We start from the raw sequence: 13046 nt of genomic DNA, 5'->3' as shown, positions 1-13046 counted from the left end.
ATTAATAAACAGATTATGCGGCCCTTATTCCTCACCCAACTCATTTTTGCCGGATTTATGTGTACCACTTCCATATTTTATTTTATGGATCATTTAGGCTACCGATATTTAACTGAAGTTAATTATGGCAAACAGTTTAAAGAAAGTGAACAAACTGCACTGATTGCCAGTTGCCAGCGCATGAGTTTACTGGCACACGCTACATTGGTTACTGGTATGCTTTTGGTTCAAAAAAATCTTATTAAAATTAAGAGTATAAAAGCCTTTGATGACAATGATGATTTTTTAATCTGGCTCAGTATTATTGTATTTGGAATAGGATCGTTAGCTCAAAATTTTTCAGGACTTAGCCAAATTGCACTCCCACTTACACTGGTTGGAATATCTTGTGCAGCTGTATTATTTGTTAAAGGATTTAATACCAAAAACATCAAATACCTTGGAATAGGTGCTACTATTTTCACCCTGAATTTCATACATGCATCTCTCTCAGGCTACAAAGAGCCAATTATTATCAATATCATTATTATTGCGTGCGTATTTTTCCCTTATTACAAAAGGCCTATACTTTATCTGACCCTCCCTGTTGCTTACATATTATTATACTTCTTACCCACTTATAACAATACTGTAAGGCAAAGCTGGGGGGGAGAAGTAAGTGCAGAGGAAGCGCAAAGCCAGGCTTTTGAAAATCTGGACTTAAAGAATGAAGTACAAATTGAAGATACGAACTGGGGCTTTCTAACCAGAAGACTAAGTGAAATGGAGATGTTTACCCAATTTGTGGAATATGTACCTGACCACCACCCTTATTATGATTGGGAAATAGTAGAAAACTCTTTGGAAGGACTTATACCCAGAATTTTCTGGTCGGGTAAACCCAGTATGGAAATGGTTTCGATGCAAAGGGTTTACGATGCGGGTGTAGCGCACCAAATGTCAACAGTTTCGGCAAAAACCCGTCCTGTAGTTGACGCTTATTTAAGCTTCGGTATTCCTGGGGTTTTCTTTTTCATGTTATTGTATGGGATGTTGATTCAACATTTTTCTGATTTAGCTGAAAGTTTATTTGGAGGTTACGAGCTAGGCTGTGTAATTATGTTCAATAGTATTTTTCAAGGTCTTTGGCGGGGAAATAACTTCGAATTTATGTTCAATAATATTTTTTGGGGTTATGTAATTATGTGGTTCCTGTTTTATCTGCTCAGAACCATAAAGGTACTAAAACCAACATTTGATTAACATTATCTAACCTTTGAAAATCATTCATATTACCGCATCTTACAAACCTGCCTATATTTATGGTGGGCCTATACAAAGTGTAGGGAAGTTGTGCGAAATCCTGTCAGTTGATAAGCGGTTGGCGGTTGACGGTAATGCCACTGTACATGAACTGGAGGTATTGACTACTACAGCAAATGGCAAAAATGAGTTAGATGTTATAACTGGTGTACCTATTTTAGTTGATGGCGTGCCTATTACTTATTTTAAACGATTGACAAAAGATCATAGTCATTTTTCGCCTGGGCTGTTGTTGAATTTACGGAAAGAGATCCTTCATTGCATTCAGGATGACAAGAAAAGTGATAAGGATGACAAACTAAACACAGCTAATCAAAACCTAAAAGGACCACCCCGTCTTACAGACTCCCCTCCTTCGGAGGGGAGTGTTGTACACATTCATGCCTGGTGGAATTTAGTTTCGGTATTAAGCTGTTTGGTTGCCAAATGGTATAAAATACCCGTTGTTTTGTCTCCACGGGGAATGCTCACCTCCTATTCCTTTGGTAACCGGAATTCTTTTTCAAAGAGGATCATCCATAAATTAATGGGTGAAACTTTATTAAAATATTGCCATATCCACGCCACCAGCGAACAGGAAAAGAGAGATATTTTAAGGATAGTGCAACCTAAAAGTATTAGGGTAATCCCCAATCTGGTTAGTTTAGGCGCTGGAGCAATAGCTAGTGAGTATCGCAAATCAGTCGTGAAAGACGAGAAATCACCTGCTTTTAAGATGATATTTCTTTCCCGCGTTGAAGAGAAGAAAGGACTTGAATTACTTTTTGAAGCTTTGGCACTTGTCGATATCCCCTGGCAGTTAACCATCGGCGGTACAGGTAAGGAAGAATATGTACAAAGTTTAAAATATAAAGCTGAGCATTTAGCACTAAACAATCGAATGAATTGGCTTGGACAGGTAAGTAATGAGCATAAGTTTAACTTAATGGCCGGGCATGATCTAACTGTGCTTACCTCTTACAACGAAAATTTTGCCAACGTAGTGGTAGAAAGTTTAAGTGTGGGCACCCCTGTATTGATCAGCAAATTTGTTGGTCTTGCCGATTATGTGGCCGATAAGAACCTCGGATGGGTTACTGGACTACACATTGAAGAGATCAAAACTGGAATAATTCAGGCTTATCAGGATATGGAAAAAAGAAAAGAAATCAGAACTACTGCTCCATTGCAAATCAATGCTGATTTTAACGATGATACATTGGTTAAACAATATATTGAACTTTACAAAGAAATTCTAGCTAGCCCATCAGCAATTTAATCCTTGTATGAATCGAAATTTTAGCTTTATCATTTTAACCTTTAATGAGCAGCTCCATCTGCCCAGGTTATTGGAATCGATCAAAGCCCTAAATGCAAAAATGTTCATTTTGGATAGCGGAAGTACCGACGAAACCTTGAAAATTGCCGAACACTATGGTGCTGAGGTAAAACAAAACCCTTTTATAAACCACCCGAAACAATGGGATTTCGCTTTAAAAAACTTTAAAGTAGAAACACCCTGGACAATCGGCCTCGATGCGGATCAAACCGTTACACCGGAGCTGTTTGAAATGCTGGCTAACTTTAAAGAGGAAAACCATCTCGGTATTAACGGTATTTACTTTAACCGCAAAAACTTCTTTCAGGGAAGCTGGATTAGGTTTGGTACCTTCTACCCTTTTTACCTTTTAAAAATGTTCAGGACAGGGATCGGGTTTTCTGATCTCAACGAGAACATGGACCACCGTTTTATTGTAGCGGGCAAAACTGAAATCTGGAAGAAAGGTTGGATTTTGGAAGAAAACCTAAAAGAAAATGATATTGCTTTTTGGAAAGCCAAACATGAACGTTATAGTGATCTGGTTGCACAGGAAGAGGTAGAAAGGATGTTAAAGCTACGGTTCCAAAGTTTAAAGCCTAACTTACTGGGCAGTCCTGATGAAAAGCGGGCATGGTTAAAACAATTGTGGTGGAAACTTCCACTAGGGTTTCGCCCCTATCTTTACTTTGGCTATCGGATGTTTTTTAAACTGGGCATATTTGACGGAAGCACGGGTATTAAGTTCCATTATCTTCAAGGCTTCTGGTTCAGAAAGCTGGTAGATAAAAAAATTAAAGTAATTCAAAAAAACAGAAGTTAAATTTATAATGCCGATAACATATGACCCCAGAAGAAGCAAAAAAAGAAGCGAATAAAAAGGCCATCAAATTTGTGGTTGCCCTGCTTATATTATACATCCTGTTTAGCCAGGGTAATCTGTTTATGAATAGTGTGATGACACCTGGTTCAAGATTTTATAATGCTTATATTGCTGATCACTTTGATTATATTCAAGGCTTAAAAACAGCATTAATTGTACCTGCGGTACGGATTATTAAGGCTTTTGGCTTTTATGCCATTCATAATGAAATGGACGTTATGGTAGTATCCGGGCCTTATCTTCGCGTGAATTATTCCTGCCTTGGACTTGGCGTAATGAGTTTTTTGGCCGCTTTTGTATTGGCATTCCCTGCATCATGGAAATCGACTTTTAAAATGCTGGTGATCGGTTTTATTGCCATCTACGTGCTGAATGTATTGCGTATTGCAGGTTTGGGCGTATTACTGGGCTTCTTTAAATCGCAACGGAACAATTTTACCTATCACCACGAAATTTTTAATATCATTGTGTACATCTGCATTTTCGCAATGTTATATTTTTGGATCAAAAAAAGCAATAAATTAGTTAAAAATCAAACCATTGCCAACAACAAATAAAGAGGAAAATTTGCTAAAAACACAGCTACACAAGAATTTTGATACTGGTAATTTTAAGGTTGGTGCTTCCATCCTCAAGCAGATTTTGTGGTACTTTACCAATGTCATCTTTTTTAAGAGCCGTTTGATGCCAGTCAGTTCGGTACTGGTTGCTTTGTTACGGTTATTTGGTAGCAGGATTGGCATGGAAGTACGGATAAAACCGGGCATTCACATTAAATATCCATGGAAACTGGAAATTGGCGATTATAGCTGGCTCGCTGATTGTTATATAGACAATTTGGATCAGGTAAAAATTGGAAAAAACTGCTGTATTTCGCAACAGGCTGTTCTCATTACCGGAAATCATAATTATAGCCGCACAAATTTCGACTTAATGACTGGCCCCATTGTGCTGGAAGATGGCGCTTGGATTGGTGCTGCAGCTACAGTTGGTCCTGGTGTAACGCTACATAGTCATGCTGTTTTAACAATGGGAAGTGTGGCGAACAAAAACTTAATGCCTTACAGCATTTACCAAGGCAACCCAGCGGTAAAGGTTAAAGACCGTGTAATGAAAGCGTAATACAAAATTCAGATTAAAATATAAAGCGGATTGCCAAACTGGTGTGACCCCAAAAGTTGGACAAAAACTTTTGGGGTTTATCATTTAACTATTTATTGACAAATATCAATGGTTAAGATTTCTTTAACAATCAAAATTATCTTATTTAAAAAATTATGAGGACATTTGCATTGTCTATTCATAAAACCTATTTAAGTTGGTAAATTTTAAATTAATGAAGAATAAGTACTCCTTATCTTCTAACCTTATTTTAATTACTTTTTTAATCGGGATTGTAAATCTATTTTTTTACAATTATGAGAGTACGCAGGAGTTGGTTATTTTTATATCAATACTCATCACGCGCTATCTGCTTTTTATCCTGATCAAACGCAGGTTCAAATGGAGCAAGTACTTATTGGTGCTCATTATTATAAGAAGCATATACCGCCTATATGTTGTAATGGGCGATGTAGATATTAATCCGGTAACCAAGATAAACCTCTATTTACAGGCCTTTATTTCCATACTGGTTTTTGCTATCCTGGTTATTTTCCCAAAGTTAAAAGAATGGATAAATGAGCGGAGGAGATATCTTTCTGCAGCCAGGGTGTCTAACGCCCAGCCTTAGTTTTTATCTGAAAGGCATAAAGAAAATATGCTTTAAAGGAAAAACCGACCTTCATTTCTAAAAAAACGTTCAGTTTGCCGTTTCTCATTAACTAGAAAATGGCCGATCTTTCCACTGGCTCTACATAACAATTATTTCAACGAAAAACGGTATAATTGCCAAAAAGCAAATAAAATGAATGTTATCCTGGCCTCTACTTCTACGCTGTTTGGCGGTAATTATCTGGAATACCTAAAAGATGAGCTCATTACGCTCTTTGCCGGAATAGATGAAATTATATTTATCCCTTATGCAAGGCCAGGAGGCATTTCGCATGAAGAATATACTGCCAAAGCCCGAAATTTTTTCTTACCGCTAAATATCAGCGTTAAAGGCCTGCACGAATTTAACAACCCCATTGAGGCGATCCATGCAGCCAAAGGTTTTTTTACCGGGGGAGGCAATACTTTTCTGCTGGTAAAAACACTTCATGAGCTGGGACTGATGAAGCATCTAAGTGAAAACATCAAACTTGGTAAAGCTTATTTAGGCTGTAGTGCCGGAAGCAATATTGCTGGCATAAATATGAAAACCACCAATGATATGCCTATTGTGTATCCGCCCTCTTTTGATTGCATGGAACTAGTTCCTTTTAACCTTAATCCCCATTACCTCGACCCAAATCCGGAGTTGAAGCATAATGGAGAAACAAGAGAAACCAGGATCATGGAATTTCTAACGCAGAATAACATAAAGGTAGTAGGGCTGCGCGAAGGTAACTGGATCAGGATACTAGGTGATGGGATCACTACACAGGGAATTGAATATACCAGGATCTTTGAGGCGGGCAAATCCCCTTATGAGCTGAGTCCGGGTAGTTCGTTAATATAACCAATGTTAAAGCCTAAAATTCTCAGGTAGAACACATATACATTAAGTAAAATGAATAAAAATTAACATAAAGTTAGTAAAACGAATTATAATTTTTTGCCGTTCTCTCATTGGCTTTATCTGCCGATCTTCGGTTCTTTCACCTTCTCAAGCCTGCCACGGAAGCTGTCTGCCTTCCACCGTATTATTCCATTTGTAAGAATTAATATAGTTACCGAGAATATTAAAAAAAAGAAAACACAAAAAAATAAGCAGATGAATATCTTAAGATCTATTCATCTGCTTATTTGTAGGCTATTTTAACATTTTAAGCGCCCTCGTTTTTTGTTTTGGAAAGCCCACCTTTAAAACCTCAACAACCTGCTATATATGCAAACGCAGCTACCAGACCCTTATCCGCTGCGTTCCACTTTTTATTATCTCAAACGGACCAGGCGACGGATTGAGCACGTTTCGTTTCCGGTTGAAATAGTCCATCTCAATCTTTAGTGGAGAGCCATCTGGATTCTCAAAAGGTAAACCAGGGACAATGGCCTTACCCAACAATTGGCTTGTTACCAATTTCCTTTTCTGTTTGATCAGCCAGTTTTTATCCAGCGCTATTTCAAGGTACATTTTTTCTTTTTCAGTTGTTAACTTTGTAGTGGCATCAAAATTTTCATCCACCAAAAAATCCGTTTCCACGGCATCCTTGTCCGGCACATTTTTAAGCTTTTCTTTCGCTGCTGCACTAATTTCTCCAAAGCTTCTTTTTTTATTACCAGAGATCGCCCTTATGGCCCCCTTCACATAAACATTTCCGGTAAAGCTTACCGGCAATATTGCTTTTTTGTATTCCGAAGCATCGCCACCGTTCACAAATAAATTGTTGATGAACTGGCAACCTCCCCCGGCATTGTCATGTAGCCCTGCCATAAAGGTCGAATGCGGCTTAAGATAAGGGGTGAGCCTGTTGTCGTAAGAAACTACGTTCATCTTGCCTCCAAATATATTGTGTACAAATGCGGCGCCGCTGGAGTTCATCAGCAAACTGGTTTTGGAAAGTAACACATTGTTACTGACCAGCATAGGCCCATGATCGACCTCTAAAAAAACATCCAAACCGTTATCATGCATCAGGTTGTTTTTTACTTGCACCCCCTGTGCCATCCAGTCGAGCCAAACGCCCATATTAGTGCGATAGATATGGTTGTTACGGATCTGCACGTCAACAGCCCCATGAAATTTAATACCGGCCATTTCATAACCACCGAATAACCTTCTCACGTGAATATCGTGAATAGTGTTGCCTTCAACAACGCTAAATGCACAACCCATACTGCCTACCACACCTGTCTGCTCGCAATACGCGATTGTGTTATTGCGAACAATATGCCCGCCAACTGTGCCTTTATTCCAGCCGAATGCCAATGCCCGCTTGATGGTACCTACATACCCCTCCGCCGATTCGGTATTGTTATTATCCCATTTATCCCCGTATTTACCCAGTGCAATACCCACGCATTTTGAATATTGAATGATATTGTTCTCAATGATCCACCCTTTACTCCAATGGGTGCCAACAAGTCCCATTTGCTCGGCTGTAGGTGGCGCCCAATTTGTTGCCGCATGCTGCATGGCGAAACCATGAAGTGTGATGTAATTAATAAATGGTTTATCGGGATAAAAAACCGTCTGCCTCACATTGATCTCAACGGTTTCGTTATTAGGTTCCGCATTTTTAAATTGCGCCCATATGGTTGTTGTGGTTGAATCGACCGTTGCAAACCAGCGTGGGTCTTTTTCGTTTACCGCTTTCATTACGTCATCTTGCGTGCGGGCTTCCATTAACCAGTCCCCATTCAGATACACCGCCCCAGTATGATATTTACTATCTTTGGGAGCCACGTACCAGTCGCCGCGGATCAAATCACTATATGGATTAAATTTTCCGAAAAAACTATTCGGGATCTTTACCATCCAGGTATCATTCCCTGTTTTTTGCCAGCCTTTGATCACTTCCGAACCTTTGATCTCAACCTTCTCTCCTTTGGCTGCCCTGTAAACTATCCGTTCCTGTTCTGAATTGCCACCACGAGGCGGCGTAATCTGTTCGCGATACACACCGGCGTGAACAGTGATTACATCACCCGGCATAGCCACATTTGCCGCTGCAGATATAGTCTTAAAGGGTTTAGCGAGGCTGCCCTCATTGGTATCGCTCCCATTTACCGCTACGTGATACTCCTTGGCCATGGCAACAAATGTTGTCAATACCAATAAAACCATCAGGTTAATTTTTTTAAACATCATCTTATTTTTTTTATAACTCTTTTTTAGTTGCAATGAGATTACTTTAGTTTTCATTGTTTTTGTTTTAGTTCGTTTTTACCACATATTCTTACCGGAATACCGGCTACAGGTCTGCCAACATTAGCTATTGCGTTATGCCAACGAAATCCTTATATAACGGCCCGGCGCCGATCCTGCCATACTTTTATCCATTGCCTTCCGCTTTTTCTTATCACAAACGGCCCCACCCCGGGATCCTTTGCCTTCCTTGCTATACCCAGATAATCGGTATCGAAAAGAAAGGCATTACCGTTAGGATCTTCAAACGACTGGTGTGGAACTACCGCCTTTCCTAGCAATCTGGTGTCGATAAGTCTGGGTTTTATATTTTCTGACCATGAGGTTTTTAAATTAACGCTAAGATACCACATCCCGTTTTTTTCTTCTATTTCAACAGCAGGGCTGTGATCAGGATTCCGCATGGGCTGCTGTTCGTACTTAGAAGACCTGGCGTCCGCTAAATACACGTTACCCTCCATTTTCACAGGCAACGCCGCATTATCGTAAGGCGACAGGTCCGTCCGTCCCAGGAATATATTGTTATAAAACCGTGTATCGCCACAGGGGTTATTGTGAAAACCGGCAATCGAGGTTGAATGTGGTTTCAAAAAAGGCGTTGGGCGCGGATCAAGGTCATTGGTATCCCAAAGTTTCCATGCAATTAAATTGTTTACAAATGCTACGCCCTGCGACAACCTCACCTGGGCCAATTGAGGGGAAAGAAATAAATTGCCATCAACTACCACGGGACCATGGTTAACTTCCAATGAAAAATCCTGTACCCGGTTATTGTGCAGGAAGTTTTTGGTTACCCGCGTTCCCTGCGCCATCCAGTCGAGCCATATTCCTCCTTCTGTATTATATATATGATTATGGCTTATTTCAACATCAATGGGCGCATGTAACTTTATCCCGGCCATTTCATAGCCCCAAAATAGTTTTTGTTCTGCAATGTCATGGATGGAATTTCCGGTAATGGTACTGAAAACTGCCCCCAGACTGCCTGCAATACCGACCTGCCCGCAATCGTGGATCTGATTATTTCTCACCAGATGGCTCCCGATGTGTTCTTTGTTCCACGAATGATCCAATGCCCGCTGGGTGGTTTTAATGAATCCCTCTACCGAGCCAGACTTATTGTCCCATTCATCGCCGTACTTACCAAGGGTAATACCGGCACATTTTGAATAACTGATATCGTTATTTTCAATGACCCAGCCCCGACTCCAGTGCGTACCGATCAGCCCGAACTGTTCGGCAGTAGGAGGCACCCAGGGAGTCGCGGCCTGGCTCATTGTAAAACCTGAAACACCAATATAGTTGATGCCCGGTTTCGAAGGATAAAATACAGTTTGGCGGACATTGATTTCAACCATTTCCTTATTGGGATCTGCATTAAAAAAATCTGCCCAGATAACGGTATTGCTTTCATCAACCTTGCAATACCACGCTGGCGCTTTGATAGTCGCCGAATCCAGCTGTTTTATATCCTTAACTTCTGTTAACGGTTTCCCGTTCAGGTACACTTCACCCGTATGGCACCAGTTTCCTTTTTCAAGCCAGTCGCCATGGATTGTATCGCTGTATGGATTAAATTTTCCGAAAAAATGATTGGGCAGCGTAACTGTCCATTTCGTTGCACTTAGTCTCTTCCAGCTTTTGATGATTTCAGATCCTTTTATTTCAACCTTTTCGCCTTTGGCAGCCCTGTACCAGATCCTTTTCTGATCCGAGCTCCCACCCCGTGGGGGCGCCACCTGCTCGCGGTACACGCCGGCATGAACGGTGATCACACTACCGGGCTGGGCTACATGTGCTGCTGCAGTTATAGTCTTGAATGGTCTTCTCAGGCTTCCATCGTTCCCATCATTCCCATTTACAGCGACATGGTACTGCTGAGCCGAGGCGCCAAAAGCGCTCAGTATAAATAAAACCAATATTTTAATCACATTTCCCATCTTTATCTAATTATAACGCGCCCTCAATACCTGCATCATATAAGCATTTACCGTCCATTGATCAGCAATGGGCTGCCCGGTAAAGGGCAATGGGACCATGTAAGGGAACGGTCCGAACTCCGGCGTGATGCTTAAGATTGCCCCAGGTCCTTCAAGTCTTTTACGCTCTGCTACCTTGTCCCACCAGCTTAAATGCATGTTCAGTGCATACTGCCATTCAGTGGCGCGCGGATCAGGCACCTGCGGCCCTTCCTCATAGCCTACCCTTGCGTGGATATGTGCTGTTCTTTCAATGGCCAGTTGCATCGCATCCTGCTGATTTTCTAACAACGATTCAGCCACGCAGACCCAATGTGATGCATCCAAAGTAATCTGCAGATCAGTTATCCTTTGAAGGTAGTCTTTGGTAATATGTGCAGCAAAAGAGAATTTGTTCCGATGGGTTTCATGATATACTTTAATGCCCGTATCCCCGGTGAATCCACGGGCCGCACCGATCAGCGCACTGTTCTCTTCGAAGCTGAAAAAATCCTTACCGGTCTGGGAATTGATCATAAATGGTTTATAGCCCTTCATTTTCCAGAGCCAATTGTTATAGGCATCATAATGTTTGTGATAGTCTGCCTCACTAGTATCATAATGCTGGACTATCAATAACATATCCTCCCTGGCAGCTGTGTCAAAAATATCATCAATCGCTGAGACTGGCAGATCGCCTGCAATAGCATACTCTACACCATCGTACCCCTGCTGTCTGGCTTGTTTGAAAAATTCAGCCAGCTCGGTATTTTCACTTCCCCAACGCGGGCAAAAAAACTTCAGTTCCATAGGGTTATAGCGATGTTTTAATTTTCAGGGTCTCGGGCCTTAGGTAAGGTCTGTTCACATCAATTGTGCCTTTATAGCCGTAAGGATCCTCGCCCGAAACCATCATAATATCCCTCAGATCGTCTGTCGGATCGAATTTACCGTCCTGGTCCCATGGCAGCATCGATTCGGCGCTCATGTAATGATTGACCAATGCAGTACGGAAACAGTCCTCTGTCTTATTTTTCTGGGAACTATGCAGCGTATATCCGTTAAAGAAAACCACTGAACCACTTTTCACTTCCACAGGGATAATATTTTCCTTTTCAAAACCTGAGACGTCGACGGTATCCACATCTGCATATTCGGCACTAGTATTGGGTACCCTGTCCATGATATAACCAGACRTGTTTGATCCCGGAATGATCCATAAACAGCCGTTTTCAAGGCTGGCGTCATCAATGGCAATCCATACGCCTGTCAGTGACCTGTCTCTGGTAGGAATATAATATTCATCCTGGTGCCAGGACTGTCCCGCTTTGCCCGGGGCTTTTACAAACAGCATAGACTGCATGCATTTTACATTGGGGCTTATGATCTTGGTAAGTACATCGGTTATCCTCTGATGAAGAAGATATGATTTGATCACCGTGGATATTTTATGCGGAAAATGTATCGCAATATATTTTTTAAGTATCTCCTCATTTGTCAACTCCCCGGGATCGACCAGTCCATCAACATGGCCGCGGTTCCCCTTGAATATCTCTGCAGTTTCCATTCTCAGCTCATCGATTTCATTCTCAGTCAGTAGTTGCTCTGCAACAAGGTAGCCATATTCTTTATAAAACCCGATGTTAGCTGGCGATACCTTTGCATTCTTTATATGCGCATTTTCAAAATTCATAGCATTGATTATTTCTTGATAAAAATGGATTCAATTTCTTCCAGTGACCTGCCTTTTGTTTCAGGTACCCTAAAAATCACATAGATAAAGGCGATCAGGCAGAATGCGGCATAACAGAACAGTGTATTTGAAGTGCCCAGCTGCCGGGTCATTACTGGAAAGGTATAAGTAACCATAAAATCAGCAAGCCATAAGGCGAGGGTGGCGACCGACATTGCGATCCCGCGGACCCGGTTTGGGAAAATTTCAGAAAGATATACCCAGGTAACTGCGCCCAGCGTACATCCGAAGGTCCCTACATATACCACCATGAGCCCGAGTACCACATAATTATCAAAATACCGGAAGTGAAAACAGAGCGAAATAGCCACTAACGACAGTCCCATCAACAAGCTTCCTATCAATAGGAATTTTTTTCTGCCTACCTTATCTACCAGGCCAATGGCGATAAAAGTTGATACCACGTTCACTACACCGATGCCGATGGTCTGCAATAAAGAAGATGTATTGCTCAGACCGGTTTCTTTAAATATAACAGGCGCGTAGTAAAGTATGGAGTTAATTCCTGTTACTTGCTGAAAGACTGCGATCAGTACCCCGATGAACAGTACTGGGCGGTAAGTCCTACTAAACAATACTTTTAAACCAGAATCTTTTTCGCATTTGAAAGTATTTTCAATTTCCGCAATTTCCACATCAGCGGCTACACTGCCCGATATTTTTGTCAATATCACTAATGCTTCTCCTTTGAGCCCTTTTTTGACCAGCCAGCGGGGAGTTTCAGGAACAAACAACAAGGCCACCAGGAATAAAAACGAAGGGATAAGCTGTGAAATAAACATATACCTCCAGTTGTTTTCTCCAAAACCTTCAAAAAAATAATTGGAGAAATAAGCCAGCAATATCCCAAGGACAATAGCTAGCTGGTATAATGCAACCAGCCTGCCGCGCAGTGAGGCAGG

At 41.2% G+C, this 13046-nt stretch carries 12 protein-coding genes; 7 read left to right on the top strand and 5 right to left on the bottom strand.

The window, feature by feature from the left end:
• From AC1DPQ_RS04545 to pepE, 7 genes are all read left to right on the top strand, one after another.
• Positions 1-1242 (top strand): exosortase Y-associated Wzy-like protein (locus AC1DPQ_RS04545; RefSeq protein WP_477608134.1); only part of this gene is annotated, 1242 nt, incomplete at its 5' end.
• A gap of 13 nt (positions 1243-1255) precedes the next feature.
• Positions 1256-2560, top strand: a complete 1305-nt coding sequence (locus AC1DPQ_RS04540; protein WP_477585090.1) for an XrtY-associated glycosyltransferase XYAG1 — start codon at positions 1256-1258, stop codon at positions 2558-2560.
• 7 nt (positions 2561-2567) lie between these two features.
• Positions 2568-3422, top strand: coding sequence for a glycosyltransferase family 2 protein (locus AC1DPQ_RS04535; RefSeq protein WP_477608132.1), 855 nt, complete (start codon positions 2568-2570; stop codon positions 3420-3422).
• Positions 3423-3442: 20 nt separating this feature from the next.
• Positions 3443-4039: an exosortase Y gene (gene xrtY, locus AC1DPQ_RS04530; RefSeq protein WP_477608130.1), complete on the top strand. Its 597-nt coding sequence runs from the start codon at positions 3443-3445 to the stop codon at positions 4037-4039.
• Entirely contained in the window at positions 4023-4604 is a 582-nt protein-coding gene (locus AC1DPQ_RS04525) for a WcaF family extracellular polysaccharide biosynthesis acetyltransferase (RefSeq protein WP_477581392.1), read from the top strand. The genes xrtY and AC1DPQ_RS04525 overlap by 17 nt, the downstream gene beginning before the upstream one ends.
• A gap of 214 nt (positions 4605-4818) precedes the next feature.
• Positions 4819-5214, top strand: coding sequence for a hypothetical protein (locus tag AC1DPQ_RS04520; RefSeq protein WP_477581394.1), 396 nt, complete (start codon positions 4819-4821; stop codon positions 5212-5214).
• A 174-nt stretch (positions 5215-5388) separates the two neighbouring features.
• Entirely contained in the window at positions 5389-6084 is a 696-nt protein-coding gene (pepE, locus tag AC1DPQ_RS04515) for a dipeptidase PepE (RefSeq protein ID WP_477608128.1), read from the top strand.
• Positions 6085-6465: 381 nt separating this feature from the next.
• On the opposite strand, the gene AC1DPQ_RS04510 is transcribed toward pepE, so the two are convergent.
• From AC1DPQ_RS04510 to AC1DPQ_RS04490, 5 genes are all read right to left on the bottom strand, one after another.
• Positions 6466-8430, bottom strand: a complete 1965-nt coding sequence (locus AC1DPQ_RS04510) for a right-handed parallel beta-helix repeat-containing protein (protein WP_477608126.1) — start codon at positions 8428-8430, stop codon at positions 6466-6468.
• A gap of 95 nt (positions 8431-8525) precedes the next feature.
• Positions 8526-10373 (bottom strand): right-handed parallel beta-helix repeat-containing protein, encoded by a 1848-nt coding sequence (locus AC1DPQ_RS04505; protein ID WP_477608124.1) that lies wholly within the window; start codon positions 10371-10373, stop codon positions 8526-8528.
• Positions 10374-10379: 6 nt separating this feature from the next.
• A complete protein-coding gene (locus AC1DPQ_RS04500; protein ID WP_477581401.1) occupies positions 10380-11201 on the bottom strand; it encodes a sugar phosphate isomerase/epimerase in 822 nt (273 codons plus the stop codon).
• A gap of 4 nt (positions 11202-11205) precedes the next feature.
• Positions 11206-12084 carry a phytanoyl-CoA dioxygenase family protein gene (locus AC1DPQ_RS04495; RefSeq protein WP_477608122.1) on the bottom strand — a complete coding sequence of 293 codons (879 nt, stop codon included), beginning with the start codon at positions 12082-12084 and terminating at the stop codon, positions 11206-11208.
• Positions 12085-12092: 8 nt separating this feature from the next.
• A partial coding sequence (locus AC1DPQ_RS04490; protein WP_477608120.1) for a sugar porter family MFS transporter occupies positions 12093-13046 on the bottom strand: 954 nt, incomplete at its 5' end.

The organism is Pedobacter sp. 01T416_2, assembly GCF_056398925.1.
This window is presented reverse-complemented; position numbering and strand designations above follow the sequence as displayed.